General features: G+C 62.7%; 39 protein-coding genes and 1 tRNA gene. 8 read left to right on the forward strand and 32 right to left on the reverse strand.

Annotation, left to right across the window (positions count from 1 at the left end; all coding sequences use genetic code 11):
- Positions 1-17 precede the first annotated feature (17 nt).
- Positions 18-587, forward strand: coding sequence for a Spy/CpxP family protein refolding chaperone (locus ACSQ25_RS22670; RefSeq protein WP_436107900.1), 570 nt, complete (start codon positions 18-20; stop codon positions 585-587).
- Between the two features lie 53 nt (positions 588-640).
- Here ACSQ25_RS22670 and ACSQ25_RS22675 read toward each other — a convergent pair whose 3' ends face one another.
- The 31 genes from ACSQ25_RS22675 to ACSQ25_RS22825 form a co-directional block, all read right to left on the reverse strand.
- Entirely contained in the window at positions 641-1,924 is a 1,284-nt protein-coding gene (locus ACSQ25_RS22675; protein ID WP_436108125.1) for an ATP-binding protein, read from the reverse strand.
- A gap of 137 nt (positions 1,925-2,061) precedes the next feature.
- Positions 2,062-3,861: a protein-disulfide reductase DsbD gene (dsbD, locus tag ACSQ25_RS22680; RefSeq protein ID WP_436107901.1), complete on the reverse strand. Its 1,800-nt coding sequence runs from the start codon at positions 3,859-3,861 to the stop codon at positions 2,062-2,064.
- Between the two features lie 99 nt (positions 3,862-3,960).
- Complete coding sequence (gene rplQ / locus ACSQ25_RS22685; protein ID WP_005663400.1) at positions 3,961-4,356, reverse strand: 50S ribosomal protein L17; 396 nt, start codon at positions 4,354-4,356, stop codon at positions 3,961-3,963.
- Positions 4,357-4,475: 119 nt separating this feature from the next.
- A complete protein-coding gene (locus ACSQ25_RS22690) occupies positions 4,476-5,453 on the reverse strand; it encodes a DNA-directed RNA polymerase subunit alpha (RefSeq protein ID WP_005663401.1) in 978 nt (325 codons plus the stop codon).
- Between the two features lie 280 nt (positions 5,454-5,733).
- The gene (gene rpsD / locus ACSQ25_RS22695; RefSeq protein WP_436107902.1) at positions 5,734-6,357 is read right to left on the reverse strand and encodes a 30S ribosomal protein S4; all 624 of its coding nucleotides are present in this window, start codon (positions 6,355-6,357) and stop codon (positions 5,734-5,736) included.
- Between the two features lie 375 nt (positions 6,358-6,732).
- Positions 6,733-7,137, reverse strand: a complete 405-nt coding sequence (gene rpsK / locus ACSQ25_RS22700; RefSeq protein ID WP_005663404.1) for a 30S ribosomal protein S11 — start codon at positions 7,135-7,137, stop codon at positions 6,733-6,735.
- 14 nt (positions 7,138-7,151) lie between these two features.
- The gene (gene rpsM / locus ACSQ25_RS22705; protein WP_056337616.1) at positions 7,152-7,517 is read right to left on the reverse strand and encodes a 30S ribosomal protein S13; all 366 of its coding nucleotides are present in this window, start codon (positions 7,515-7,517) and stop codon (positions 7,152-7,154) included.
- A 12-nt stretch (positions 7,518-7,529) separates the two neighbouring features.
- Positions 7,530-7,643, reverse strand: a complete 114-nt coding sequence (gene rpmJ, locus ACSQ25_RS22710) for a 50S ribosomal protein L36 (RefSeq protein ID WP_005663407.1) — start codon at positions 7,641-7,643, stop codon at positions 7,530-7,532.
- A 36-nt stretch (positions 7,644-7,679) separates the two neighbouring features.
- Entirely contained in the window at positions 7,680-7,898 is a 219-nt protein-coding gene (gene infA / locus ACSQ25_RS22715) for a translation initiation factor IF-1 (protein ID WP_005663428.1), read from the reverse strand.
- 20 nt (positions 7,899-7,918) lie between these two features.
- Complete coding sequence (gene secY, locus ACSQ25_RS22720; RefSeq protein WP_436107903.1) at positions 7,919-9,253, reverse strand: preprotein translocase subunit SecY; 1,335 nt, start codon at positions 9,251-9,253, stop codon at positions 7,919-7,921.
- 28 nt (positions 9,254-9,281) lie between these two features.
- Entirely contained in the window at positions 9,282-9,713 is a 432-nt protein-coding gene (gene rplO / locus ACSQ25_RS22725) for a 50S ribosomal protein L15 (RefSeq protein WP_436107904.1), read from the reverse strand.
- A 26-nt stretch (positions 9,714-9,739) separates the two neighbouring features.
- Positions 9,740-9,919 carry a 50S ribosomal protein L30 gene (gene rpmD / locus ACSQ25_RS22730; RefSeq protein WP_020655693.1) on the reverse strand — a complete coding sequence of 60 codons (180 nt, stop codon included), beginning with the start codon at positions 9,917-9,919 and terminating at the stop codon, positions 9,740-9,742.
- Positions 9,920-9,930: 11 nt separating this feature from the next.
- Entirely contained in the window at positions 9,931-10,449 is a 519-nt protein-coding gene (gene rpsE, locus ACSQ25_RS22735) for a 30S ribosomal protein S5 (protein WP_436107905.1), read from the reverse strand.
- Positions 10,450-10,461: 12 nt separating this feature from the next.
- Positions 10,462-10,824 carry a 50S ribosomal protein L18 gene (gene rplR, locus ACSQ25_RS22740; protein WP_005663438.1) on the reverse strand — a complete coding sequence of 121 codons (363 nt, stop codon included), beginning with the start codon at positions 10,822-10,824 and terminating at the stop codon, positions 10,462-10,464.
- An 11-nt stretch (positions 10,825-10,835) separates the two neighbouring features.
- The gene (gene rplF / locus ACSQ25_RS22745) at positions 10,836-11,369 is read right to left on the reverse strand and encodes a 50S ribosomal protein L6 (RefSeq protein WP_436107906.1); all 534 of its coding nucleotides are present in this window, start codon (positions 11,367-11,369) and stop codon (positions 10,836-10,838) included.
- Positions 11,370-11,378: 9 nt separating this feature from the next.
- Positions 11,379-11,774 carry a 30S ribosomal protein S8 gene (gene rpsH, locus ACSQ25_RS22750; RefSeq protein WP_436107907.1) on the reverse strand — a complete coding sequence of 132 codons (396 nt, stop codon included), beginning with the start codon at positions 11,772-11,774 and terminating at the stop codon, positions 11,379-11,381.
- Between the two features lie 14 nt (positions 11,775-11,788).
- On the reverse strand, positions 11,789-12,094 hold the full coding sequence (gene rpsN / locus ACSQ25_RS22755; protein WP_436107908.1) for a 30S ribosomal protein S14: 306 nt from the start codon (positions 12,092-12,094) through the stop codon (positions 11,789-11,791).
- A gap of 4 nt (positions 12,095-12,098) precedes the next feature.
- Complete coding sequence (gene rplE / locus ACSQ25_RS22760; RefSeq protein ID WP_224946781.1) at positions 12,099-12,638, reverse strand: 50S ribosomal protein L5; 540 nt, start codon at positions 12,636-12,638, stop codon at positions 12,099-12,101.
- 5 nt (positions 12,639-12,643) lie between these two features.
- Positions 12,644-12,958, reverse strand: coding sequence for a 50S ribosomal protein L24 (gene rplX, locus ACSQ25_RS22765; protein WP_027867252.1), 315 nt, complete (start codon positions 12,956-12,958; stop codon positions 12,644-12,646).
- Positions 12,959-12,967: 9 nt separating this feature from the next.
- On the reverse strand, positions 12,968-13,336 hold the full coding sequence (gene rplN / locus ACSQ25_RS22770) for a 50S ribosomal protein L14 (protein WP_005663451.1): 369 nt from the start codon (positions 13,334-13,336) through the stop codon (positions 12,968-12,970).
- A 227-nt stretch (positions 13,337-13,563) separates the two neighbouring features.
- Positions 13,564-13,836 carry a 30S ribosomal protein S17 gene (gene rpsQ, locus ACSQ25_RS22775; RefSeq protein ID WP_036246286.1) on the reverse strand — a complete coding sequence of 91 codons (273 nt, stop codon included), beginning with the start codon at positions 13,834-13,836 and terminating at the stop codon, positions 13,564-13,566.
- Positions 13,833-14,024 carry a 50S ribosomal protein L29 gene (rpmC, locus tag ACSQ25_RS22780; protein WP_027867254.1) on the reverse strand — a complete coding sequence of 64 codons (192 nt, stop codon included), beginning with the start codon at positions 14,022-14,024 and terminating at the stop codon, positions 13,833-13,835. Before rpmC ends, rpsQ begins: the two co-directional genes overlap by 4 nt.
- A 12-nt stretch (positions 14,025-14,036) precedes the next feature.
- Positions 14,037-14,456: a 50S ribosomal protein L16 gene (gene rplP, locus ACSQ25_RS22785; RefSeq protein ID WP_005663456.1), complete on the reverse strand. Its 420-nt coding sequence runs from the start codon at positions 14,454-14,456 to the stop codon at positions 14,037-14,039.
- A 2-nt stretch (positions 14,457-14,458) separates the two neighbouring features.
- Complete coding sequence (rpsC, locus tag ACSQ25_RS22790; protein WP_436107909.1) at positions 14,459-15,289, reverse strand: 30S ribosomal protein S3; 831 nt, start codon at positions 15,287-15,289, stop codon at positions 14,459-14,461.
- Positions 15,290-15,300: 11 nt separating this feature from the next.
- Positions 15,301-15,633, reverse strand: coding sequence for a 50S ribosomal protein L22 (rplV, locus tag ACSQ25_RS22795; protein WP_171085678.1), 333 nt, complete (start codon positions 15,631-15,633; stop codon positions 15,301-15,303).
- A complete protein-coding gene (rpsS, locus tag ACSQ25_RS22800) occupies positions 15,630-15,905 on the reverse strand; it encodes a 30S ribosomal protein S19 (protein WP_137172337.1) in 276 nt (91 codons plus the stop codon). The genes rplV and rpsS overlap by 4 nt, the downstream gene beginning before the upstream one ends.
- Before the next feature lie 10 nt (positions 15,906-15,915).
- Positions 15,916-16,743, reverse strand: coding sequence for a 50S ribosomal protein L2 (gene rplB, locus ACSQ25_RS22805; RefSeq protein WP_224946779.1), 828 nt, complete (start codon positions 16,741-16,743; stop codon positions 15,916-15,918).
- Positions 16,743-17,060 (reverse strand): 50S ribosomal protein L23, encoded by a 318-nt coding sequence (gene rplW / locus ACSQ25_RS22810; RefSeq protein ID WP_027867259.1) that lies wholly within the window; start codon positions 17,058-17,060, stop codon positions 16,743-16,745. The genes rplB and rplW overlap by 1 nt, the downstream gene beginning before the upstream one ends.
- A complete protein-coding gene (rplD, locus tag ACSQ25_RS22815; protein ID WP_436107910.1) occupies positions 17,057-17,677 on the reverse strand; it encodes a 50S ribosomal protein L4 in 621 nt (206 codons plus the stop codon). The genes rplW and rplD overlap by 4 nt, the downstream gene beginning before the upstream one ends.
- 2 nt (positions 17,678-17,679) lie before the next feature.
- Positions 17,680-18,336 (reverse strand): 50S ribosomal protein L3, encoded by a 657-nt coding sequence (gene rplC, locus ACSQ25_RS22820; protein ID WP_159698345.1) that lies wholly within the window; start codon positions 18,334-18,336, stop codon positions 17,680-17,682.
- Positions 18,337-18,600: 264 nt separating this feature from the next.
- Positions 18,601-18,677 (reverse strand) — tRNA-Val (locus ACSQ25_RS22825).
- Between the two features lie 207 nt (positions 18,678-18,884).
- Between ACSQ25_RS22825 and ACSQ25_RS22830 the strand changes: the two genes are divergently transcribed.
- From ACSQ25_RS22830 to ACSQ25_RS22860, 7 genes are all read left to right on the forward strand, one after another.
- Positions 18,885-19,460: a TerD family protein gene (locus ACSQ25_RS22830; protein WP_436107911.1), complete on the forward strand. Its 576-nt coding sequence runs from the start codon at positions 18,885-18,887 to the stop codon at positions 19,458-19,460.
- A gap of 81 nt (positions 19,461-19,541) precedes the next feature.
- Positions 19,542-20,561: an ATP-grasp domain-containing protein gene (locus tag ACSQ25_RS22835; protein WP_436107912.1), complete on the forward strand. Its 1,020-nt coding sequence runs from the start codon at positions 19,542-19,544 to the stop codon at positions 20,559-20,561.
- Positions 20,558-21,742, forward strand: coding sequence for a phosphoribosyltransferase domain-containing protein (locus tag ACSQ25_RS22840; protein WP_436107913.1), 1,185 nt, complete (start codon positions 20,558-20,560; stop codon positions 21,740-21,742). Before ACSQ25_RS22835 ends, ACSQ25_RS22840 begins: the two co-directional genes overlap by 4 nt.
- Positions 21,717-22,472 carry a hypothetical protein gene (locus tag ACSQ25_RS22845; protein ID WP_436107914.1) on the forward strand — a complete coding sequence of 252 codons (756 nt, stop codon included), beginning with the start codon at positions 21,717-21,719 and terminating at the stop codon, positions 22,470-22,472. Before ACSQ25_RS22840 ends, ACSQ25_RS22845 begins: the two co-directional genes overlap by 26 nt.
- Positions 22,469-23,566, forward strand: coding sequence for a cysteine protease StiP family protein (locus ACSQ25_RS22850; protein WP_436107915.1), 1,098 nt, complete (start codon positions 22,469-22,471; stop codon positions 23,564-23,566). The genes ACSQ25_RS22845 and ACSQ25_RS22850 overlap by 4 nt, the downstream gene beginning before the upstream one ends.
- Entirely contained in the window at positions 23,559-24,452 is an 894-nt protein-coding gene (locus tag ACSQ25_RS22855; RefSeq protein ID WP_436107916.1) for an HpcH/HpaI aldolase/citrate lyase family protein, read from the forward strand. The genes ACSQ25_RS22850 and ACSQ25_RS22855 overlap by 8 nt, the downstream gene beginning before the upstream one ends.
- A complete protein-coding gene (locus ACSQ25_RS22860; protein ID WP_436107917.1) occupies positions 24,449-25,669 on the forward strand; it encodes a TerD family protein in 1,221 nt (406 codons plus the stop codon). The genes ACSQ25_RS22855 and ACSQ25_RS22860 overlap by 4 nt, the downstream gene beginning before the upstream one ends.
- Here ACSQ25_RS22860 and ACSQ25_RS22865 read toward each other — a convergent pair.
- A complete protein-coding gene (locus ACSQ25_RS22865) occupies positions 25,666-26,562 on the reverse strand; it encodes a hypothetical protein (protein WP_436107918.1) in 897 nt (298 codons plus the stop codon). The two genes, ACSQ25_RS22860 and ACSQ25_RS22865, sit on opposite strands and share 4 nt — an antisense overlap.
- Between the last annotated feature and the right edge of the window lies 1 nt (position 26,563).

Raw genomic sequence — 26,563 nt, forward strand, 5'->3', positions numbered from 1 at the left:
TCACCAAGGAAAACACAATGAACACCGTCCGCAAAAACATCGTCATCGTCCTCGCCGCATTCGGCATCGCCGGCGCTTCGCTGGGCGTCCAAGCCCAGACCGGCGCGCCTGCTGAAGGCCGCCACGGCCACGCCATCAGCAAGGAAGAGCGTCAGGCCAAGCGCGCTGAATTCCGCGCCCTGTCGCCCGAACAACGCCAGGCGAAGATGGCCGAGCGCCACGCCAAGCGCGCCGAAATGCATGCTGCCCGCCAGGCCAAGCTGGCCGATGCACTGAAGCTGACCCCGGCCCAGCAGCCGGTGTGGCAGGCCTTCGTGGCCAGCATGACCCCGCCGCAACAGGGTGAACGTGCCGGCCAGCGCCTGAGCAAGGAGCAGCGTGCCGCCCTCACCGCGCCGCAGCGCCTGGAGCGCCGCATCGCGATGCAGAAGCAGCGCACCGCCCGCATGGAAGCCCGCCTGTCGGCCCTGAACAGCCTGTACGCGGCCCTGAGCCCGGAACAGCGCAAGGTCTTCGACGAGCAGCAGCAGCGCCGCGGCGGCCGTCATCATCGCGGCCATGGCGGCCACGGCATGATGCAGGGCTGAGCGCGCGACGCCTGAATGACGAAGGACGCCCTCAGGCGTCCTTTTTTTGTTGCTCAGGCCTCGGCGCTGGCGGGGGGAAGCATGGGCAGGCGAACCGTGAAGGTGGTGCCCGCATCGACTTCCGACTCGACATCGATGCGTCCGCCGTGTTTGCTGACCGTGCTATAGGAAAGCGACAGGCCCAGGCCGGTACCGCTGCCGACGGGCTTGGTCGTGAAGAAGGGCTCGAAGATGCGATTCATGTTCTGCGGCGGGATGCCGCAGCCGGTGTCGCTGACGGCTACCCACACCCAGTCGCCATCGACGCCGGTGGTGATGGTAATGACGCCGCGCTCGCGGATCGCGTGGGCGGCATTGACCAGCAGGTTCATGAAGACCTGGTTCAGCTGCGACGGCAGGCAGGTGACGAAAGGCAGGCTGCCATAGCGCTTCTCGACCGTCGCCTTGTACCTGATCTCATTGGCGACGATATTCAATGTGCTGTCGAGACCGGCGTGCAGGTCGGCGCTCTGCCAGTCGGTGTCGCCCATGTGCGAAAAATCCTTGAGCGCCTGGACGATTTCGCGCACCCGCTTCAGGCCTTCGAGCGACTCCGCCACCAGGGCGGCCACCTCCTCCTGCAGGAAGGCCAGGTCCGTTTCGCGCGCGATGGCGTCGAAGCGCGCCTCCAGCACGCTGCCCGGCGCCGCCTGCCTGACCGCCCTGCCATGGGCCGCCACCACCGCCAGCAGCGTGTTGAGGTACCTTTTCAGCGACCCCATGTTGCTGTTGACGAAGCCCAGGGGGTTGTTGATTTCGTGAGCGACGCCGGCGGCCAGCTGGCCGATGGACGCCATCTTTTCGGACTGCAGCAGCTGCTCGTGTGCTTCGCGCAGGCGGGCGATCAGGCCTTCCTGCTCCTGTTCCATGCGCTTGCGCGCACTGATGTCGCTGAGCGAGCCGATCACCTCGATGGGCGTCCCGTGCTCGTCGCGGATCAGGCGCAGCTGGTCGCGCATCCACAGGTACTCTCCACTGGCCGAGCGAAACCGGTATTCGTAGGTCCGCTCGCCCTCGACGAACAGCAAGGCCAGGCTGGAGAAGATATTCGGTGCATCTTCCGGGTGGATATGGTCGAACCAGAAGTTCGGATCGGCCAGCATGTCCTCCGTCCGGTGGCCGAGCACGCGGTAGGCATTCTTGCTGACAAAGGTCAGCTTGAAGTCGCCGGTGGGTACCGCACTGTAGACAATCGCCGGGGTGTTGTCGATCAGGTATTGCAGGCGAACCAGGGGCGAGGTTTGCGCAACCGGCCGCGGCGGCGGGCTCGAATCGAAAGACTCGAATTCTTCAAACATCGTTTCCATGGCGAGCTCGACGGGGGAGATATGCTGACTTCATTATCCCGACGAATATGCCCGCATGGACATTTTCTTTGTCTAAAGGAAACAGTTAATTTTTGCCGATATGGCGTCGCTGCAACAAGCCGGCCAGCTCAGCGATCCAGTTTTTGCAGCGAGACGAGGAATTTGCGCGCGTCCTGGTAGCCGATCACCCGGCTGTCCGGGATTTCCTGCCCTTCCCTGTCGAACAGGATGATCCCGGGCGGCCCGAACAGCTTGAAGCGTTTCAGCATTGCCTTGTCCTGGGCATCGTTGGCGGTGACGTCCACCTGCAGCAGGATGGTATTGGCGAGCTTCGCCTGCACTGCAGGGTCGATAAAGGTCAGCTTCTCCATCTCCTTGCAGGACACGCACCAGTCGGCATAGAAGTCGAGCATGACGCTCTTGCCGCCGGTATTGGCCAGCTCACGGTCGAGCTCGTCCACGGTCTTGATGCGCTTGAACACCAGGCCCTGGTGGGCTCCGCCCGTCAGGTGGGCCAGCGGCGCCAGCGCGTCGCGTCCGCCGGTGGCGGCGCCGACCAGCTGCACCGCCCCCAGCACGGCGAAGGCCGCGCCGGCGGCCATCGAAGCCCAGTGGCGGTGCCGGCGCATCAGGTAGAAGCCGTAGCCAAGCAGCAGCGCGGCCCAGCCCAGCATTTGCACCAGCGGCGGCAGCACCGGCGACACCAGCCACAAGGCCATTGCCAGCATCAGCACGCCGAACAGGCGCTTGACCGATTCCATCCAGGCGCCTGCGCGCGGCAGCAGCGAGCCGGCCGACACGCCGACCAGCAGCAGCGGAATGCTCATGCCGACCGCCATCGCGAACAGCGCGGCACCGCCGATGACCACGTCGCGCGTCTGGCTGATGTAGACCAGGGCACCGGCCAGCGGCGCCGCTACGCAGGGACCGACGATCAGGGCCGAGATGGCGCCCATCGCGAACACGCCGGCCAGCTTGCCGCCGGACTGGCGGCCGGAAGCGCCGGCCAGGCGCGTCTGCAGCGCGGCCGGCATCTGCAGCTCGTAGAAGCCGAACATCGACATCGCCATCGCCACGATCAGCACGGCGAAGGCGCCCAGCACCCAGGGATTTTGCAGGGCGGCGGCCAGCCCCTCCCCGGCCAGGCCGGCGGCGACGCCGAGCGCCGTGTAGACGATCGCCATGCCGAGCGAGTAGGTCGCCGACAGGATGAAGCCGCGCGCGCGGCCGGCCTGGCGGCCCTCGCCGACGATGATCGAGGACAGGATCGGCACCATCGGCAGCACGCAGGGCGTGAAGGCCAGGCCCAGGCCGAGCAGGACGAAGGCCGGGACGATGGCCAGCAGGCGGCCGCCTTCGAGGATGCCGGCAATGCCGGCCATCTCGGAGGGCTGGGCCGCGGCGGCGGGCGCCTGGACCGGGGGCGCCGTCGACATCTGCGGTGCATTGGCGCCGATCGGCAGCACAGGCGCCGACGCGGCGCCATCACCGGCCGCCAGCTGGGCACTGTGTTCCTGCGGCGGATAGCACAGGCCCGCATCGGCGCAGCCCTGGCTGGCTGCCGTCAGCGTGAACGGCCCACTGCCCTCGACCGAGATGCGAATGAGCAGTTCACCCTTGTAGGTCTCGACATCTTTCTGGAAGGTCTCGTCGAACTTCACCTTCCCCGGCGGGATCTCCGGCGGTCCGAGCTTGATGCCATTCGCACGGAAGGCGAAGCGCTCGCGGTACATGTAGTAGCCCTCGGCGATCTGGTAGCGCACTTCGACTGTCTGCGGATCGGCCATGCGCGCCTCGAAACGGAAGGCGATCGCGGGGTCGAGGAAGTCGTCCGCGGCGCGCACGCTGCCGGCGCCTGCGATCAGGACGGAGAACAGGGACAGGCAGGCGATCAGGAAGCGGGCAAGGCGGTGGAGCGAGTCGGACATGGTGTCAGGGAGTTGTTTCAGCGCACCGGCATGGTACACCGTTTTCGCAGGCGAAAAAAAACCAGGCACGAGGCCTGGTTCTTTTGACGCGGGAAGCGATTACTCGGCGGTCGGTGCTTCTTCAGCCGAGGTGACTTCCGGACGGTCCAGCAGTTCGACGTAGGCCATAGGCGCGTTGTCGCCCACGCGGAAACCCATTTTCAGGATGCGCAGGTAGCCGCCGTTACGGTTGGCGTAACGTGGGCCGAGTTCAGCGAACAGCTTCTGCACCATTTCGCGATCGCGCAGGCGAGCGAATGCCAGGCGCTTGTTGGCCAGGGTGTCGGTCTTGCCCAGGGTCAGGATCGGTTCGATGACGCGACGCAGTTCCTTGGCTTTCGGCACGGTGGTCTTGATGGCTTCATGACGCAGCAGCGAGACGGTCATGTTGCGCAGCATTGCCAGGCGGTGGGACGAGGTACGGTTCAGCTTACGGAGGCCGTGACGGTGACGCATGGTACTTCCTTTCGAGTGTTTAATTCCAGTTCTTCGATCGTCCATGCTTGCGCATGTCCGCGGACCGGTTCTACGGGTTTAAAACTGCCCGGACAACATTGTCCGGGCAGGTACAGCAATTACTTCTCCAGGCCTGCAGGCGGCCAGTTTTCCAGCTTCATACCCAGGGTCAGGCCGCGCGAAGCAAGGACTTCCTTGATTTCGTTGAGCGACTTGCGGCCCAGGTTCGGCGTCTTCAGCAGTTCATTTTCCGAACGCTGGATCAGGTCGCCGATGTAGTAGATGTTTTCGGCCTTCAGGCAGTTTGCCGAACGGACGGTCAGTTCCAGGTCGTCGACCGGACGCAGCAGGATCGGATCGACCAGCGGAGCACGCGACGGTGCTTCGGCGGCGGCTTCGGTGCCTTCCAGGGCGGCGAACACGTTCAGCTGGTCCACCAGGACGCGTGCCGACTGGCGGATCGCTTCTTCCGGGGTGATGACGCCGTTGGTTTCGATGTTGATGATCAGCTTGTCCAGGTCGGTACGCTGTTCGACACGGGCCGATTCCACGGCGTAGGACACGCGGCGCACTGGCGAGAACGATGCGTCCAGGATGATGCGGCCGATGGTCTTGTTGGTGTCTTCCGACAGGCGACGCACGTTACCAGGAACGTAGCCGCGGCCCTTCTCGACCTTGATCTGCATGTCCAGCTTGCCGCCGGCGGTCAGGTGAGCGATCACGTGATCCGGGTTGATCAGTTCCACGTCATGCGGCAGGTCGATGTCCGACGCCAGCACGGCGCCTTCGCCTTCCTTCTTCAGGGTCAGGGTGACGGAGTCACGGTTGTGGACTTTGAAGACCACGCCCTTCAGGTTCAGCAGCAGGTCGACGACGTCTTCCTGCACGCCGTCCAGCGACGAGTACTCGTGCACGACACCGGCAATCGTCACTTCGGTCGGCGCGTAGCCAACCATCGACGACAGCAGCACGCGACGCAGCGCGTTGCCCAGGGTGTGACCATAACCACGCTCGAACGGCTCCATCACGACTTTTGCGTGGCCGGCACCGAGTGCTTCGACATCGATGATACGTGGTTTCAACAGACTGTTTTGCATGAAATGTCCTTTTCAATACCCTCGGCTCGTTACACCGATAAGGCTGATGGCATTAAAGATAAAGCGCCTGCTCGGCGAGCAGGCGGTGAGACGAATTCGGAGATGACGGAGAGATGGGAAGCTGTTCCTGTGCGATGCCAACCCTAGGTTGCTGCGCTCGCACACCACTCCGTCATCCCGGCGAAGGCCGGGATCCAAGTTCGCAGCATAGCCACCAAACTTGGGCCCCGGCCTGCGCCGGGGTGACTTTTTGAACGACTTGCGTCGTCCAAAAAGTCAATTAACGCGAGTACAGTTCGACGATCAGCGCTTCGTTGACGTCAGCAGCGATCTCGTTACGTTCCGGGAACGAACGGAAGGTGCCTTCCATCTTCTTGCTGTCGACCGACACCCAGCTCGGCATGCCGACTTGTTCAGCCAGCGACAGGGCTTCCTGGATACGCACTTGCTTCTTGGCCTTTTCGCGCACAGCGATCACGTCGCCGGTCTTGACCTGGTACGAAGCGATGTTCACGACGTTGCCGTTCACGGTGAAGGCCTTGTGGCTCACCAGCTGGCGTGCTTCGGCGCGGGTCGAGCCGAAGCCCATGCGGTAAGCGACGTTGTCCAGGCGGGCTTCCAGCAGCTTCAGCAGGGTTTCGCCGGTGTTGCCCTTCTTGCGCGATGCTTCAGCGAAGTAGCGGCGGAACTGACGCTCGAGGACGCCGTACATGCGCTTGACCTTCTGCTTTTCACGCAGCTGGTTGCCGTAGTCCGAGGTGCGGGCACCCGACTTGACGCCGTGCTGGCCTGGCTTGACGTCCAGTTTGCACTTCGAATCGAGCGAGCGGCGTGCGCTCTTCAGGAATAGGTCAGTGCCTTCACGGCGCGACAGTTTTGCTTTTGGTCCGATATAACGTGCCACGTTGAATACCTTTTAAAATTAATCACGCCCCAGAGGCATCGCAAGCGATGCGGCAGGCGCTAGTCCGCTTCTGCATGAGAGCGGACGTGGCTTAAAAAACCGCCCGCCGTGAATACGGCAGACGACAAGAGCCGGGCAGTATAACCCATTTTCAGGGCACTGCACCGGCCAATCTCATAAAACACAACGAGCGTGTGAAAAATTCGTCCATGGCTGCGTTGCTTCGTCTCGCCGTACTCGCGTACTGTCTTCGACGAAGCGCCTTGCCCTGGCCGCTTTTTCACACGCTCTTTGGGGGCGCGAGGCCCCGTCGTTGGCATTCCGCGACGCAGGACGGTCCGGAGACCGCCCTACCTCAGCGTCAGCGACCTCGTATTAGATACGACGACGCTTCGGCGGACGGCAGCCGTTGTGCGGAACCGGGGTAACGTCCTGGATCTCGGTGATCTTGATGCCCAGGTTGTTCAGTGCGCGCACAGCCGATTCACGGCCTGGGCCTGGGCCCTTGATACGCACTTCCAGGTTCTTCACGCCCGATTCCTGAGCAACCTTGCCGGCGGCTTCGGCAGCAACCTGCGCTGCGAACGGGGTCGATTTGCGCGAACCCTTGAAGCCTGCGCCGCCCGAGGTTGCCCACGACAGAGCATTGCCCTGACGGTCGGTGATCGTGATGATGGTGTTGTTGAAGGACGCGTGGACGTGGGCGATGCCCTCGGCGACGTTCTTCTTGACTTTCTTGCGCACGCGGGCTGCTGCTGCGCTGCTCTGTTGCTTGGCCATGGTCGGTTCCTAGATTATTTCTTCAGCGATTGTGCGGCCTTGCGCGGGCCCTTGCGGGTACGTGCATTGGTACGGGTACGCTGACCGCGCACTGGCAGGCCCTTACGGTGACGCATGCCGCGGTAGCAGCCCAGGTCCATCAGACGCTTGATGTTCATGGACAGTTCGCGGCGCAGGTCGCCTTCCACGACAAACTTCGCGACTTCGTCACGCAGCTTCTCGAGTTCGTTGTCGTCCAGGTCCTTGACCTTCTTGTTGGTCGCGATACCGGTTGCGTCGCAGATCTTCTGCGAACGTGGACGGCCAACACCGTAGATCGCCGTCAGGCCGATAACAGTGTGCTGATGATTTGGGATGTTAACCCCTGCAATACGTGCCATTCGTTATTCCTCTTAACCTTGACGCTGCTTGTGACGCGGCTCGACGCAGATCACACGGACCACGCCCTTGCGCTTGATGATCTTGCAGTTGCGGCAGATCCGCTTGACTGAAGCGTTAACTTTCATTTTGCACTCTCTTCGGTTCGTTTACTTTAATGATTTTTACTTGGTGCGGAACACAATGCGAGCCCGGGACAGGTCGTACGGAGTCAACTCCACCGTCACCTTGTCACCCGGGAGAATGCGGATGTAATTCATGCGCATTTTACCCGAGATATGTCCCAGTACCACGTGCCCGTTTTCCAGCTTCACGCGAAATGTTGCGTTCGGGAGATTCTCGAGAATCTCCCCTTGCATTTGGATGACGTCGTCTTTTGCCATTCGGTCTATGCCTTCCTCGCTTATCGCGACGGAATTCCGCCCTTGAAATTCGCCTTCCGCAACAGTGATTCATATTGTTGCGACATGACGTAGTTCTGCACTTGTGCCATGAAGTCCATCGTCACCACTACAACGATCAGGAGCGACGTGCCACCGAAGTAGAAAGGAACTTTCCACTGCGAGGTCATGAACTCCGGCACCAGGCACACCAGGGTGATATAGACTGCACCGGCCAGGGTCAGGCGCATCAGGATCTTGTCGATGTAGCGTGCGGTCTGCTCGCCCGGACGGATGCCCGGAACAAACGCGCCGCTCTTCTTCAAGTTGTCCGCCGTTTCCTTGCTGTTGAATACCAGCGCGGTGTAGAAGAAGCAGAAGAACACAATCGCCACCGCATACAGCAACGCGTGGATCGGCTCACCGGTAGTCAGCGAAGCGGCCAGGTCTTTCAGGAACCCGACGAACGGGCCGCTGGCGTCCTTGCCTCGCGTGTACCAGTCGACGATCGTCGCCGGGAACAGGATGATCGACGAGGCGAAGATCGGTGGGATCACGCCGGCCATGTTCAGCTTCAAGGGCAGGTGGCTGGTTTGGCCACCGTAGATCTTGTTGCCGACTTGACGTTTAGCGTAATTCACCAGGATCTTGCGCTGCCCGCGTTCCACGAACACGACGGCATACGTCACGAGCACCACCAGTGCAACGATGATGATCGCGGCGATGCTGCTGATCGAACCGTTCGAGACCAGGGTGAACAGGCCACCCAGGGCCGACGGCAGACCTGCTGCGATACCGGCAAAAATGATGATCGAAATACCGTTGCCAAGACCACGCTCGGTAATCTGCTCGCCCAGCCACATGAGGAACATGGTGCCGGTCAGGAGCGTCGTCACCGTGACGAAGCGGAAGCCCATGCCCGGATCGAGCACGAGGCCAGGCTGCGCTTCGAGCGCGACCGCGATACCGAACGCCTGGAACAGCGCCAGTGCCACCGTGAAGTAACGGGTGTACTGGGTGATCTTGCGGCGGCCGGATTCGCCCTCTTTCTTCAGCGCCTCGAGTTGCGGCGAGACGATCGATGCAAGCTGCATGATGATCGAAGCCGAAATGTAAGGCATGATGCCGAGGGCGAACACGGTAAAGCGGGACAGGGCGCCACCCGAGAACATGTTGAACATGCCCAGGATGCCGCCTTCGTTCTGCTTGAACAGCGCTGCCAGCTGCACCGGGTCAATCCCGGGGACCGGGATGTGAGCACCGATGCGGTACACGACCAATGCGCCAAGCAAAAACCACAGCCGACCCCAGGGGAAGCCGGAAGCGGCGCTTTTACCAAGTTGTGAATTAGTCGCCAATTTTTGCTCCGATCAGGCAGGGCCGCAATTAAGCGACCGAACCGCCAGCTGCTTCGATCGCCGCTTTCGCGCCGGCAGTTGCCTTCAGGCCTTTGAGGGTCACCGCTTTGGTGATCTCGCCCGACAGGATGACGCGCACGTCGCGTGCCACCACCGGCAGGATGCCTGCTGCTTTGAGCACCAGGATGTCGATGTCGCCGACAGCCAGGTTGTTCAGGTCCGACAGACGGACTTCAGCCTTGAACGTTGCGTTCAGCGACTTGAAGCCACGCTTCGGCAGACGGCGCTGCAGAGGCATCTGACCGCCTTCGAAGCCGACTTTGTGGAAGCCGCCCGAACGCGATTTCTGACCCTTGTGACCGCGGCCGGCAGTCTTGCCCAGGCCCGAGCCGATACCGCGACCAACGCGACGCTTCGCGTGCTTGGCGCCTTCAGCTGGTTGAATGGTATTGAGTTCCATTGATTTCTCCGTACGTAAGCCGCGGCTTACGAAACAACTTTAACGAGGTACGCGACTTTGTTGATCATGCCACGCACGGACGGGGTGTCCTGCAGCTCGGAGACCGAGTTGACACGACGCAGACCCAGACCGCGGACGGTAGCACGGTGATCCTGACGGGTACCGATCAAGCCCTTGACGAGCTGAACTTTGACAGTGTTTGCCATGTGTGTTCCCCTTAACCCAGGATGTCTTCAACCGACTTGCCGCGCTTGGCAGCGATGTCGGATGCAGTGCTCATTTTCGACAGACCGTCGAGGGTCGCGCGAACCAGGTTGTACGGGTTCGACGAACCGGTCGACTTGGCGACCACGTCGGTCACGCCCATCACCTCGAAGATAGCGCGCATTGCGCCACCAGCGATCACGCCGGTACCAGGCTTGGCCGGCATCATCATGACGCGCGAGGCGCCGTGACGGCCCGACACCATGTGATGCAGCGTACCGTTCTTGAGGGGCACCTTGATCAGGTTGCGGCGGGCTTCTTCCATCGCTTTTTGCACGCCGACAGGAACTTCCTTCGACTTGCCCTTGCCCATGCCGATGCGGCCATCGCCGTCACCGACAACGGTCAGCGCTGCAAAACCCATGATACGACCACCCTTCACCACTTTGGTGACGCGGTTGATCGCGATCATTTTCTCGCGCATGCCATCATCCGGCTTGTCGCTTTGCATTTTTGCTTGCATTTTTGCCATGACGATTCTTCCTTAGAACTTCAGACCGGCTTCACGCGCGGCTTCCGCCAGCGCCTTCACACGGCCGTGGTAACGGAAACCCGAGCGGTCGAACGCAACTTCGGTGATTCCTGCTTTCAGTGCTTTTTCAGCGACGCGCTTGCCGACCAGGGCAGCAGCGGCAGCGTTGCCGCCGGCGCCGGTCTTGCCAGCCAGTTCAGCGCGGACTTCTGCTTCCAGCGTCGAGGCCGACACCAGCACCTTTGCGTCCGGGCTGATCAGGTTCGCATAGATGTGCAGGTTGGTGCGGTGAACCGACAGACGGTTCACGCCCAGCTGGGCGATCTTGATGCGGGTTTGACGTCCGCGACGCAGACGCGATTGTTTCTTGTCCATGTCAGCTCCGATTATTTCTTCTTGGTTTCTTTAAGCTTCACCACTTCGTCCGAATAACGGACACCCTTGCCCTTGTAAGGCTCAGGCGAGCGGTAAGCGCGCACTTCAGCAGCCACTTGGCCGACCTTTTGACGATCGATACCCTTGATCAGGATTTCGGTCGGGGTCGGGGTGGTTGCAGTGATGCCTTCCGGCATCGCGTGCAGCACCGGGTGCGAGAAGCCCAGCGACAGGTTCAGGGCGTTGCCCTGCACTGCTGCCTTGTAGCCCACGCCCACCAGGTTCAGCTTCTTTTCGAAGCCCTTGGTGACGCCGGTAACCATGTTGTTGACCAGGGCGCGCAGGGTACCCGACATGGCGTTCGATTCACGCGAATCGTTCACCACGTCGAAAGTCAGCGTGCCGTTGTTGTTTTCCACTTTGACCAGGCCGTTCAGCGGCTGGGTCAGGGTGCCGAGCGGGCCCTTGACGGTGATCGACGACGCGTTGATCGCGACATCGGTACCTGCCGGGACGGCGATTGGCATCTTAGCTACTCGAGACATGTCTACTCCTTAAGCCACGTAGCACAGCACTTCGCCACCGACGCCGGTAGCACGTGCTTTGCGGTCAGTCATGACGCCTTGCGGGGTCGAGACGATTGCCACGCCCAGGCCATTCATGACCGACGGGATTTCGTTCTTGCCCTTGTAGACGCGCAGGCCAGGACGGGACACGCGCTCGATGCGCTCGATGACCGGACGGCCGGTGTAATACTTCAAACCGATTTTCAGTTCCGACTTGCCACCTTCGGTGGTCACGGCGAAATCTTCAATGTAACCCTCGTCCTTCAGGACGTTGGCAATGGCAACCTTGACTTTCGACGACGGCATTGCAACCGTGGTTTTCTGGACAACTTGTGCGTTGCGAATGCGGGTCAGCATATCGGCGATAGGATCGCTCATACTCATTGCTTATTCTCCTATTACCAGCTAGCTTTGGTCATACCCGGGATTTCGCCTTTCATGGCGAACTCACGGACTTTGGTACGGGCAAGACCGAATTTACGGAAGGTGCCACGTGGACGGCCGGTGATGGCGCAGCGGTTACGCTGGCGGGTCGGGGCCGAGTTGCGCGGCAGTGCCTGCAGTTTCAGGCGCGCTTCGTAACGCTCTTCTTCCGACTTCGACTGGTCGTTGATGATCGCTTTCAGAGCTGCACGCTTTGCGGCGAATTTCTCCACCAGGTCTGCACGCTTCTGTTCGCGGTTAATCAGTGCAAGTTTTGCCATGCTCTTAGTTCCTGAACGGGAATTTGAAGGCGGCGAGCAGCGCTTTGGCTTCTTCGTCGGTCTTAGCGGTCGTGGTGATCGAGATGTTCATGCCACGCAGCGCATCGATCTTGTCGTAATCGATTTCCGGGAAGATGATCTGCTCTTTGACGCCGATGTTGTAGTTACCACGGCCATCGAAAGATTTGCCGTTGACACCACGGAAGTCACGCACGCGCGGCAGGGCCACGGTGATGAAACGGTCCAGGAATTCGTACATGCGGTTACCGCGCAGGGTCACCATCGTACCGATCGGGTAGCCTTCGCGGATCTTGAAACCTGCGATTGCCTTGCGAGCTTTGGTAACGACCGGCTTCTGGCCAGCGATCTTGGTCAGGTCGCCAGTTGCGTGCTCGATGATCTTCTTGTCAGCGACTGCTTCCGACAGACCCATGTTGAGGGTGATCTTGGTCAGGCGCGGGACTTCCATGATCGACTTGTAACCGAATTTCTCGGTCAGCTCGGCGACGACTTTGTCTTTGTAAATTTGTTGGAGACGGGCCATTTATCTTACCCCTTCACTACTTCGCCGTTCGACTTGAAGACGCGGACTTTTTTGCCGTCCTGGTCTTTGAAGCCAACGCGATCTGCCTTGCCGGTCGCAGCATTGAACAGCGCGACGTTCGACACGTGAATCGGCATAGTCTTGTCGACGATACCACCAGTAACACCGGTCATCGGGTTAGGCTTGGTCGCTTTTTTAGCGACGTTGACGCCTTCAACGATGACGTGTTCAGCGTCTACACGCTTTTGAACGACGCCACGCTTGCCCTTGTCTTTACCGGCCAAAACGATGACTTCGTCGTTTTTACGAATCTTATCCATGTCGACTCCTTACAGAACTTCAGGTGCCAGCGACACGATCTTCATGAACTTCTCGGTACGCAGTTCGCGCGTGACCGGTCCGAAGATACGGGTGCCGATCGGCTCCAGCTTGGCGTTCAGCAGGACAGCGGCATTGCCGTCGAACTTGACCAGGGAACCGTCCTGGCGGCGCACACCTTTAGCGGTACGCACAACCACGGCGTTGTAAATTTCGCCCTTCTTGACGCGACCACGCGGCGCAGCCACCTTGACGGTGACCTTGATGATGTCGCCAATGCTCGCATAACGGCGCTTCGAGCCGCCCAACACCTTGATGCACAGAACTTCCTTAGCACCGGTGTTGTCGGCTACTTCGAGCCGGCTTTCGGTTTGAATCATAGTATTTTCTTTCCCAACTTAAGCCGTAGAAAACCCCACGGAGAACCGTGGGCCTGCGGTCAGTCTTGGTCCCGCCGCACCGCCCCTGCTGGAGCAATACGTTTGGGTGATGGACTTTCCATTCGTTACAGGCCGCGGCGTCCGCGGGGGACAAACTGCGGCAACACATGAACGAAGCCCGCTAGTATCACAGATACCAGCGGGCCACGCAAGACAAATTTTAAGGCTTAGATGACCTGTGCTTGTTGCACAACACGGGTCACGGTCCAGGCCTTCGTCTTCGAGATCGGGCGACCTTCCGTGATCTCGACCGTGTCACCGGCTTTGACCTGGTTGGTCTCGTCGTGCGCGTGGTACTTGTTCGAGCGCACGATGATCTTGCCGTACAGCGGGTGCTTCACGTGACGCTCGATCAGTACGGTCACCGTCTTGTCCATCTTGTCGGACACGACTTTGCCGACCAGCGTACGCTTCAGCGCCGTTTTAGTGGTGTCGTTCATTTGGCTTCCTTCGAGTTCATCACAGTCTTCACACGCGCGATGTCGCGACGTACTTTCTTGAGCTGCGCGGTGTTGCCCAGCTGCTGGGTAGCGATTTGCATGCGCAGGCCGAACTGGGCCTTCAGCAGCTCATTCAGCTCCTTTTGCAGCGCTTCCTGGTCCTTGCCGCGGAGTTCCGATGCTTTCATATTCAACTCCTGTTATTGGCCGACTTGACGGACCACGAAAGTGGTCGCCAGCGGCAGTTTGGCAGCGGCCAGGCGGAACGCTTCGCGCGCCAGTTCTTCTGCGACGCCGTCCATCTCGTACAGGACTTTGCCTGGCTGGATTTCAGCGACGTAGTACTCCGGGTTACCCTTACCGTTACCCATACGGACTTCGGCCGGCTTGTTCGAAATCGGCTTGTCCGGGAAGATACGGATCCAGATACGGCCGCCACGCTTGATGTGACGGGTCATGGCGCGACGTGCCGCTTCGATCTGGCGTGCGGTGATACGGCCACGGGCAACTGCCTTCAGGCCGAACTCGCCGAACGAGACCGCGGTGCCGCGGGTGTGCGAAATGCCGGTGTTACGGCCTTTCTGCTCTTTACGATACTTCCTGCGCGATGGTTGCAGCATGCTTATTCTCCTGCTTTCTCAGCTGGCGCAGCGGCGGCCGGGGCGGCAGGCTTCACAGCCGGACGTGCACGGACGGTTGGTGCTGCAGTGCCAGGACGTGCGCCGCCAGCCGGGCGTGGGCCGCGCGACGGCTTGCCGTCGTCGCGACGCGGGCCGCGTGGCTTCTTCTCATCCGGCGGGGTGTCGATGACTGGAGCTTCGCCGGTGACCGAACGGTCGCCCTTGTAGACCCAGACCTTGACGCCGATGATGCCGTAGGTGGTCGATGCTTCGCTGGTGCCGTAGTCGATATCGGCGCGCAGGGTGTGCAGAGGCACACGGCCTTCGCGGTACCATTCGGTACGTGCGATTTCGATGCCGTTCAGGCGGCCCGACGACATGATCTTGATGCCGACAGCGCCCAGGCGCATGGCGTTCTGCATCGCACGCTTCATTGCGCGACGGAACATGATGCGCTTTTCGAGCTGCTGCGAGATCGAGTCGGCGATCAGCTGCGAATCGATCTCAGGCTTGCGGATCTCTTCGATATTGACGTGCACAGGCACGCCCATGATCTTCGCCAGCGAAGTCTTCAGCACTTCGATGTCTTCGCCCTTCTTGCCGATCACGACACCAGGACGCGACGAGTAGATGGTGAAGCGCGCGTTCTTGGCAGGACGCTCGATGACGATGCGGCCGACCGAGGCGTTCTTCAGCTTCTTCTTCAGGAAAGCGCGTGCTTCCAGGTCTTCCTTCAGCATGTCGGCGAAGTTGCCGTTGCCAGCGTACCAGCGCGATGCCCAGTTACGGGTGACCGCCAGGCGGAAGCCGGTTGGGTGGATTTTCTGACCCATTCTGTGACCCCTTAGTTACCGACAGTCACGTAAATGTGACAGGATTGTTTAGAAATGCGATCACCGCGGCCTTTGGCGCGAGCCGTAAAGCGCTTCAGGATCGGGCCCTTTTCAACGTAGATCTGGACGACCTTCAGTTCGTCGATGTCCGCGCCATCGTTGTGTTCCGCGTTGGCGATTGCCGACTCGAGAACCTTCTTGATGATGGTCGCGCCCTTCTTCGGGCTGAACTGCAGAATGTTGAGTGCTGCGTCAACTTTCTTGCCGCGGATCAGGTCAGCAACGAGGCGACCTTTTTGTTCCGACAGGCGAACGCCTTTGAGGATTGCTTTAGTTTCCATTATCGTTTCGCCTTCTTGTCAGCAGCGTGGCCCTTGAACGTACGGGTCAGCGCGAATTCGCCGAGCTTGTGGCCGACCATGTTCTCCGACACGTACACCGGCACGTGGACCTTGCCGTTGTGCACGGCAATGGTCAGACCGATGAAGTCAGGAGAGATCGTCGAGCGGCGCGACCAGGTTTTGACTGGCTTCTTGTCTTTGGTCGCTTGCGCGGCTTCGACTTTTTTCACCAGGTGGGCGTCAATGAACGGCCCTTTTTTCAATGAACGAGTCATGTTTTATCCCTTATTTCTTGCCGCGGCGCGAGACGATCATCGACGAAGTGCGCTTGTTCGAACGCGTCTTCTTGCCCTTGGTCTGCTGGCCCCATGGCGACACCGGATGGCGACCTGCTGCCGTACGGCCTTCACCACCACCGTGCGGGTGGTCGATCGGGTTCATGACGACACCACGGACGGTCGGACGCACACCGCGCCAACGCATCGCACCGGCTTTACCGATCTTGCGCAGGCTGTGTTCGGCATTGCCGACTTCACCCACGGTTGCACGGCACTCGATGTGCACGCGACGGACTTCACCCGAGCGCAGGCGGACCTGAGCGTAGGTGCCTTCACGGGCCATCAGGACGACAGCGGCGCCAGCGGTGCGGGCCATCTGTGCGCCTTTGCCAGGCAGCATTTCGACGCAGTGCATCACGGTACCAACCGGGATGTTGCGGATCGGCAGGCAGTTACCGGCCTTGATCGGTGCTTCCGAACCGTTCATCAGGGTATCGCCGACAGCGACGCCCTTCGGAGCGATGATGTACGCACGTGCGCCGTCCGCGTAGCACAGCAGAGCGATGTGCGCGGTACGGTTCGGGTCGTATTCAATACGCTCGACCTTGGCAGGGATACCATCCTTCTGGCGCTTGAAGTCGACCAGACGGTAGTGCTGCTTGTGGCCACCGCCGATGTGACGGGTGGTGATGTGACCGTTGTTGTTACGGCCAGCAGTCTTCGATTTCTTCTCAACCAGGGCTGCGAGCGGACGGCCTTTGTACAGGCCTTCGGTCACAACTTTCACCATGCCGCGACGGCCTGGGGAGGTTGGCTTCATCTTAACGAGTGCCATTATTTAGCCTCCTCGACAAAATTGATTTCCTGACCCGGCTTGAGGGCCACGAAAGCGCGCTTGGTGTGGTTGCGGCGACCGGTGAAACGGCCCGAACGCTTGACCTTGCCTTCGCGGTTGACGGTTTGCACCGATTCCACTTCGACCTTGAACAGCAGTTCGACGGCAGCCTTGATTTCCGGCTTGGTTGCATCCGGCAGAACCTTGAACACGATCTGTTCGTTCTTTTCAGCGACGAAGGTCGCCTTTTCGGAAATAACCGGAGCCAGCAGCACCTTCATCAGGCGCTCTTCGCTGAATTTGATAGCGGTGCTCATGCGTACATCTCCTCGATCTTGGCCAGAGCAGCTTTGGTGACCAGGACTTTCTTGTAGAACACCAGCGACATCGGGTCAGCTGCTTTCGGCTCGACGACGAGCACGTGCGGCAGGTTACGCGATGCCAGTTCCAGGTTTTCATCGATGGTGTCGGTGATCACCAGGACCGATTCCAGGCCCATGCTCTGCAGCTTTTGCGACAGCAGCTTGGTTTTCGGAGCTTCGATCGACAGGTTTTCGACAACGTTCAGACGGCCTTCGCGGGCCAGCTGCGAGAAGATCGAGCAGATACCTGCACGGAACATCTTCTTGTTGACCTTGTGCGAGAAGTTCTCGTCCGGGGTGTTCGGGAAGATACGGCCACCGCCGCGCCACAGAGGCGACGACGACATACCAGCACGAGCGCGGCCGGTGCCTTTTTGGCGCCATGGCTTCTTCGTGGTGTGGCTGACTTCTTCACGGTCTTTCTGCTTGCGGTTGCCGCTGCGCGCGTTGGCGGCGTAGGCGACCACGACCTGGTGGATCAGGGCTTCGTTGTATTCACGGCCGAACACGGTGTCGGCAGCTGCAACGCCGGCGCCAGCTTGACCTTGCTCATTCAGGAGCTGGAGTTCCATACTTAGGCTCCTTTCTTGGCTTTGGTTTTGACAGCCGGCTTGACGATCACTTGGCCGTTCTTGGCGCCAGGAACGGCACCCTTCACGAGCAGCAGTTGACGGTCAGCGTCGATGCGTGCGATTTCCAGGTTCTGGGTGGTGACGGTAACGTCGCCCATGTGACCGGTCATGCGCTTGCCTGGGAACACGCGGCCCGGATCCTGCGCCATACCGATGGAGCCAGGAACGTTGTGCGAACGCGAGTTACCGTGGGTCTGACGACCCGAGGCGAAGTTGTGACGCTTGATGGTACCGGCGTAGCCCTTACCGATCGAGGTGCCTTGCACGTCGATTTTCTGGCCCACTTCGAACATCGAAGCATTGATGGTGTCGCCGGCTTTGAGTTCAGCGGCTTTTGCGGAATCGATGATGAATTCACGCAGCATCGTGCCAGCTTCCACGCCAGCTTTGGCGTAGTGACCGGCAGCGGCCTTGTTCACGCGCGAGGCGCGACGTTGACCGAAGACGACCTGAACTGCAGTGTAGCCATCAGTTTCAGGGGTTTTGACTTGCGCAACACGGTTGTTGGACACGTCCAGCACAGTGACAGGGATCGAATCGCCGTCATCCGTGAAGATACGCATCATGCCAACCTTGCGACCGAGGAGGCCCAGGCTCATTTTTTCTCCATTCCCACCTACGATTGGGCGGGGCTAATTAAACTACTAGGAAAAGGTACAGGCGAAAAAGAGATACCCATACCGAAGCCGGCTAGTATAGCGCGCAAAAAGGCTTGACGCAACAAGAGAATCGGGGGTATGTCGACCCTGTTGCGTATTCCGCAGTGCTTGGAGAAAGAGAGGAATCTGACCTGGCTGGTCAGCACAGAAAAGACGGTCGAACCATCTTTTCTCTGCAAGCTCGAGGCTTGCGATCTGGAAGTCTGGTGGGCGGTGCAGGATTCGAACCTGCGACCCCTTGGATGTCGACCAAGTATTCTAACCAGCTGAACTAACCGCCCGGGGAGCCGCATTATACGTGTGGCTTTCCGGTTTTTGCAATAGCTGTGTTGTGCAATCGTGCAAACAGGTTTTTCCGGCGCCAGGATCCGGGAGCGTCCTGTACAGACATTGTGAAATCCTACACATGTACAATTGGACAATTAACGCCTATATTGGCAGGTGGCCGGCGCCGGCCCTCCCCATCCTCTTACTTATAAGGAGTACGTATGGCAATCAGTCTGCAGAAAGGCGGCAACGTCAACCTGAGCAAGGAAGCGCCCGGCCTGACCAAGGTGATCATCGGGCTGGGCTGGGATCCGCGTTCCACCGACGGCGCCGCCTTCGACCTGGACGGCAGCGCCTTCCTGCTGAAGGCGGATGCCAAGGTCCGCGGCGACACCGACTTCATCTTCTATAACAACCTGAAATCGAGCGATGGCTCGGTGGAGCACGCCGGCGACAACACCACCGGCCAGGGCGCCGGCGACGACGAGAAGATCATGGTCGACCTGGCGCGCGTTCCGGCCGACATCGACAAGGTCTCGTTCTGCGTGACCATCCACGACGCCGACGCGCGCCGCCAGAACTTCGGCATGGTGGCCAAGGCCTATATCCGCTGCCTGAACGCCGCCGGCGAAGCCGAGATCGCGCGCTACGACCTGTCCGAGGACAGCTCGACGGAAACGGCCATGATCTTCGGCGAACTGTACCGCCACGGCGGCGAATGGAAATTCCGCGCCGTCGGCCAGGGCTTCAAGGGCGGCCTGGGTCCGCTGGCGCGCTCGTTCGGCGTCAACGTCTGACCATATAAAAGGGCGCCCACGCCGCCTGCATTCCCGCGCCCGCCTCGTGCGGGCGCACGTCCACCTGTCTTGAAAGAATTCATGCGCGTCTGGTACAACAGGACGTTTTCGTCCGTCTACGCCGCCATCCGGCTGATCCGCGAAGCCGACACCGCCGGCCGTTTCACCATCATCCACAGCAATGCCAACCGCCACACGGCGGCGGCGCGCCTGGCCCATGAATTCCACGGCGAGCCGACCGGGCTCGAGCCGGCCGCCTACGTCGACTGGTGCCTGGAGTTCTGCCGCAAGCAGCGCATCGACATCTTCGTGCCGGGCCGCGAAGCGACCACGCTGGCGGCGCACCATGCGCGCTTCCTGGAAGCTGGCACACGCGTGCTGAGCGCGGCCACGCCCCAGAAGCTGCAGCTCATCCACGACAAGGCCGGCTTCTATGCCGAGACGCACTTGCCGCAGGCGCCGGTGGCCGAGTTCCGCCGCTTCGAAGACCTCGCCGGCTTCGACGCCGCCTGGACCGAACTGCGCCCGCGCCATACCAAACTGTGCATCAAGCCTTCGCGCGGCATCTACGGCATCGGCTTCGCCATCGTCGACGAGGAGCGCAGCGCCGCCGCCCTGCTGCTGGGCGGCGTCGAGTACCACATCGGCTACCAGGACCTGCGCCGCGGCCTGGGCGAACTCGGCGAGTTCCGCACCATGCTGCTGATGGAATACCTCGAGGGAAGCGAATACAGCGTCGACTGCGTGGGCGACCAGGGCCGCCTGGTGGCGGCGGTGGCACGGCGCAAGCTGGCCCAGGCCGGCAGCGGCCAGCTGATCGACATGCGTCCGGAGATCATCGAGGCGACCACGAAGCTGGCCGCCGACTATGGCCTGAACGGCATCTTCAACGTGCAGTTCCGCGAAGCTGCCGGCAAACCACGCCTGCTGGAGATCAACCCGCGCATGTCGGGCGGGATCGGCATGGCCTGCGCTGCCGGACCGAACTTGCCGTGGATCGCCCTGAAGGGCTTTGCCGACGGCTTCGACATGGTCGCCGTGCCGGAAGTCGCCGACGGCATGCGCGTGGCCGAGATCGCCGAAGCCGTGGAGCTGCCATGAACGCCAAGTCGGACGCGGCCCAGCTGCTCCGGCGCAGCGTGGCGCTGCCGACCGGGACGCTCGAAGTCACGCTGGCGGACGGCGCCGACGAGCTCGAATCCCTGCTCGGCTTCGCAGCGCGCGCCAACGCCAAGCGCGGCTTCCTGTTCCTGAGCAAGGTGCTGGGCAAGCACTGGCCGGTAAAGCCTGCCGACATGATCGCCGTGCACGACCGGATCGCCGCCACCGTGCCGGCAGCCGATGGCCCGGTCGTCTTCATCGCGATGGCCGAAACCGCGATCGGCCTGGGCCAGGGCGTGTTCGAAGCCTGGCTGCGCGCCCATCCCGGGCGCGACGCACTGTTCATCCACACCACGCGCTACCGCGTCGGCACCGGTCCCCTGATCGAATTCGAAGAAGCGCACAGCCACGCGCCGCGCCAGTTCCTGCACCTGCCGGAAGACCCGGCCCTGCGCGCCCTGCTGCTGCAGGCCGGCACCCTGGTACTGGTGGACGACGAGGCCAGCACCGGCAACACCTTCCTGAACCTGACCGGGGCCTGCCGCCGCCTGAATCCGGACATCGCGCGCGTGCACCTCGCGACCATCACCAACTTCATGGGGCCGGAAGCCACGGCCGGCCTGTCCGCGCGCTTCGGCCTGCCGGTGACGATGGGTGCGCTGGTGAGCGGGGAATACCGCTTCACGCCGGGCGACTACGTGGCCCCGGCCACCCCGGCCCAGCGCTTCGACCCGGACGCGGACCGCGGCGCCAGCATGCGCTTCGGCCGCCTGGGCCTGCAGCGGGCCTTGCCTGCGCCCGCGGTCCTGGCGGAGCGCCTCGCGCCGGGCTTCGCTCCCGGCGCCAGAGTCGCAGTGCTGGGCACCGGCGAATTCATGCACGCCGCCATGCTGCTCGGCAGGGAGCTCGAAGAGCGCGGCGTCGACGTCAGGGTGCAGTCGACCACGCGCTCGCCGATCCTCGGCTGGGGCGCGGTCGGCCATGCGCTCAGCTTCCCCGACAACTACGGTGAAGGCATCGCCAACTTCATCTACAACATCGCGCCCGGCCAGTACGACCACGTGCTGGTCTGCCACGAGACCGCGCCGAATGCCGCCGTGCGCGAGCTCGCCACGCTGCTGGACGCGCGCCTGTTCCACTTCCTGTCCGAGGACCATGTTGAAGAAGTTCCTGTTCGCTGACCTGGACGATACCCTGTTCCAGACCTTCGAGAAGTGCGCCGCCGCGGACGCGCTCGAGCCGGCCGCCTATTACAAGGACGGCAGCATCTGCTCATACACCACGCGCGCCCAGCGCGCCTTTCTCAGCTTCGTGCAGGACGGGATGACCGTGATCCCCACCACGGCGCGCGACCATGACGGCCTGCGCCGCGTGCACCTGCCCTTCGACAGCTACGCCATCATCAACTACGGCGGCGTGGTGCTGGAGCCGGGCGGCAGCGCCGACCGCGCCTGGCTGGAAGGGATGCGCACGGCCATGCATGCCGCCCTCCCCGGCCTGCACGAGCTGACCCGCCACATCGACGACTACGCCGCGCGCACAGGCTTCGGCGGTCGCACGCGCATGATCGAGGATTTCGCCACGCCCTTCTTCCTGGTCGTGAAGGATCCGGACAAGCGCCACGAGCGCCTGGCGCCGATCGAGGCGGAAGTCGTACGGCCCTGGATCGCGGACGGCAACCGCGACTACGTCGTTCACCGCAACGGCAACAACCTGGCGATCCTGCCGAAGGCGCTCGACAAGGCCAATGCCGTGGCCCACGTCACGGCACGGCTGCGCGCGGAGCATGGCGACATCGTCACCTTCGGCATGGGCGACAGCCGCTCGGACGCGCGCTTCATGGCGGCCTGCGACTACGCCATCGTCCCGCGCGCCACCCAGCTGGCGCGCCTGACCGTGGAGGCCCTGTGAGCTTCCCGGGGAGCTACCGCGAAGGCGAAGTGAACTTCCTGCTGACCCGCCTGCAGGCGCAGGAATTCACCGACGTCGCGGACAAGGAGCGCCTGATCCAGTCGGGCCGGCGCCACTACAGCCAGATGCTGTCGCCCGAGTCGGTGCCCTCGGCACGCTACCTGGGCGTGTTCGAGGACGCCTGCCGCGCCAACAATGCGCGCATGGCGGCCGACTGCCTGCGGCTGGCGGCGCTGGTCGCCGCACGGCGCAGCGGCCCCATCACCTTGGTCTCGCTGGCACGCGCCGGCACGCCGGTGGGCGTGGTGCTGGCGCGCCTGCTGCGCGAGGTCTTTCAGCGCGAGGCGACGCATTATTCGGTGTCGATCGTGCGCGACCGCGGCATCGACGCGGCGGCGCTGCGCCACATCCTGGCCAGCGGCCACGCAGCGGAATCGATCGTGTTCGTCGACGGCTGGACCGGCAAGGGCGTGATCGCGCGCGAGCTGGCGCTGTCGGTGTCCGCCTTCAACGCCGCGCAGTCGACCAGCATCGACAATGGCCTGTACGTGCTGTCGGACCTGGCCGGCGCGGCCGCCTGCGCGGCGTCCGGCGACGACTACCTGATCCCGTCGAGCATCCTGAATGCGACGGTGTCGGGACTGGTCAGCCGCACGGTGCTGGACGAACGGATCGGTCCCGAGGACTTTCACGGCTGCGTCTACTACGGCGAGTTCGCCGGGTTCGCCGCAGCCGACCAGTCGCAGCGCTTCGCCGATGCGCTGGTGGCCCTGGCGCTGGCGCAGGCGGATGGCGGCCTTCCGCCGGCCACGCCGCTCGACGCGCAGGCGGCCGCGGAACGCTCGCGCAGCTACCTCGCCGGCGCGATGGCGCGCTACGACATCCTTGATGTCAATCTCATCAAGCCCGGCATCGGCGAGGCGACCCGGGTGCTGCTGCGCCGCGCGCCGCGCCTGCTGGTGCTGCGTCGTCCGGGTACGCCGGATGTCAGGCATCTGGAAGTGCTGGCCGAAGAAAAACAGGTGCCGGTCGCGATCGACCCGGCCCTGCCCTACCACGCGGTTTCCCTGATCAGGAGTGCATCGGATGCTTAAGTCTATGGGCGCGTCGCTGTACGTGCCTGCCAATCACAAGGACCTGGCACAGATCGCAAACGGCGACAAGCTGCCGGGTGCGCGCTCGCTCATCTTCTGCACGGAAGATGCCATCGCCGACCGTGAACTGAGCTGGTCGCTGTTCAACCTGTCCGTGGTGCTGGCGAATATGCGCAGCGAGGTCGCGGCCGAGCGCTTCGTCCGGGTGCGCAATCCGGACGTGATGGCGCGGGTGCTGGCCATGCCGGGCGTCGAGAAGCTGACCGGCTTCGTGCTGCCCAAGATCACGCGGCACAATTTCGAGACCTATTTCCGCCTGGTGCGCGACACGGGCCACGTCCTGATGCCGACGCTGGAGACGGCGGAAGTCTTCAGCGACAGCGAGATGCAGCAGCTGCGCGCCGTGTTCGAAGCCCCGGGCGTGCGCCACCGCATCCTGGCGCTGCGCATCGGCGGCAACGACCTGCTTGCCTTGCTGGGCCTGCGCCGGCCGCGCGGCATGACGATCTACCGCACGCCGCTGGGCCCGGTCATCGCACGCCTGGTGACGACCTTCCGTCCCTACGGCTTCGCCCTGACCGCCCCGGTGTTCGAATACCTCGACCTGCCGGCGCTGCTCGACCAGGAGGTACTGGAAGATCTCGCCCACGGCATGGTCGGCAAGACCGCGATCCACCCGACCCAGATCGGCCCCATCGAGCAGCACTACCAGGTACGCCCGCAAGACCTCGCGGTGGCGCGCGCCATCCTCGACGAGGCCAGCCCCGCGGTGTTCCGCATGGACGACGCCATGTGCGAAGTGGCCACGCACCGGGCCTGGGCCGAACGCCTGGTGGAGCAGTCGCACCGTTTCGGCCCGACATCGATGGAAGGAGAACCTTCATGAACCTGTTTTCGCGTGGCCAGAAGGGCAAGCTGGCGGACCTCGGCACCGGCAACGCGTTCACCGTCGAGCTGGATATCCAGGCGCCCGGCATGTCGGTCGACGTGTCCTGCTTCGGACTGGATGCGGCAGACCGCCTGTCGGACGAGCGCTACATGGTGTTCTACAACCAGCTGGCCAGTCCGGAAGGCGCGGTGCGGCTCGAACTGGCAGGATCGGGCGCGCGCTTCGCGGTAAATCTCGACCAGCTGCCGGCGGCGATCGCCAAGCTGGTCTTCGTCGCTGCGATCGACGGCGCGCAAACCATGCGCGCGCTCGGCGCCTGCGCCCTGAACCTCGGCAGCACGCTGCGCTTCCCCTGGTCGGGCGCCGACTTCGGCGACGAGAAGGCGGTCATCGTGGCGGAGCTGTACCGGCGCGACGGGTCCTGGCGTTTCGGCGCGGTCGGACAAGGTTTCAACGGCGGGCTGGCGGCGCTGCTGGCGCATTTCGGCGGAACGGAAGCGGCGCCCGCCCCTGCTCCCGCCCCCACCCCTGCACCACCCCCCAAAGTCTCGCTGTCGAAAGTCACGCTGGAAAAGCGTGGCGACAAGGTCTCGCTCGACAAGCGCGCCGGCCGCGGCTTCGGCCGCATCCACGTGAACCTGAACTGGAACCAATCGGCCACCGCCGCCCCGCCGCAGCCGAAGGCCGGTTTCTTCGACAAGCTGATCGGCGGCACCGGCGGCCGCAAGGGCCGCGGCGGCATCGACCTCGACCTCGGCTGCATGTACGAGCTGGCCGATGGCCGGCGCGGACTGGTGCAGGCGCTCGGCAATGCCTGGGGCGACTTGGAGCGCGAACCCTTCATCCGCCTGGACGCCGACGACCGCACCGGTGCAGTCAGCGGCGGCGAGAATTTATACCTGAACGGCGAGTGCTTCGATCAGATCCGCCGCGCCCTGATCTTCTCCTTCATCTACGAAGGTGTGCCCAACTGGGCGGCGACCGACGGCGTGGTGACGATCGCCGCGCCTGAGCAGGCGCCGATCGAGGTCCGCCTGGACGGCGGCGGCAACCAGATGATGTGCGCGATCGCCCTGATCGAAAATCGCAATGGCAGCCTGCAGGTCACCAAGCTGGCCGAGTACTTCCAGCAGCAGGGCGGCACCAGCGCGCACGAGCTGATGGACCGCCACTTCGGATTCGGGCTGCGCTGGAAGACCGGGTCGAAAGCCTAGTCTGCGCTGCGGGTGATGCGCGAGGCCAGCAGCTCCGGACGATCGAGGTAGAGCAGCAGGTAGCGCGGCACGCTGCGGCGCACCTGCCAGTGCAGCAGCGTGAGGCCGGCGTCCGGCTTCATGCGCAGCACGCAGTTCGGTTTGTCGACGGGCGTCACGAGCAAGGTATCGGCGCGGTGGATGCCGTGGCGGCGGCGCCAGCGCTCAGGCGCTTCCGCCAGCGCATCGACGCGCTCGATGGCTGCCAGCGGGATGCTGCCCTCGGTGCGCACGCCGACGCTCAGGTGCAGCACCCCGTCCACCAGCACGTGGGCGCCGCCCTTGAGGTACCAGCGGTCGGCCAGCACCCAGACGAAGGAATACAGGGCCAGGATGGCGCCCGCCACGTGGATCGCCAGGCGCGCGTCCGCATCCTTCACCATCATGTTGATGACCACGACATTCGCCGGTAGCTCGAGGAAGAGCGCGACCATGACGATGCCAACCGCGGTGCCGTAGGCGCCGCGCTGCAGGTAGCTGAGCGTGAGGCCCTGCGGCACGGGCGCCGGCGCACGGCGGCGCAGCCATTGCCCGAAACCGGTCCACATCAGGCGCTCGAGCCGGAACATGCCGAGCAGTTCCGGCGGCAGCAATGCCGTGACGCGGCTGCGCCAGCCGGTCGCGTCGCGCAGGCGCTGCAGCGCGTCCGGCAGGTGCGCCAGGTCTTTCGCCGCCAGCAGGAACAGCGGCAGCAGCCACGCGAGCCGGCGCAGCGCCGGCCCAATGTCCGCCGGCGCCGCCAGCCGCGCCAGCATCAGCACGAAGAAGACAAGATAGGCGTAGCCGGCCAGCTGCAGCCAGGAGGTGCGGCGCAGGTCGTCGGCGGCGGAATGGAGGCGGTCGAGAGCGGGCATG

This window comes from Massilia sp. LjRoot122 (assembly GCF_964252725.1).
GTDB lineage: Bacteria > Pseudomonadota > Gammaproteobacteria > Burkholderiales > Burkholderiaceae_D > Telluria.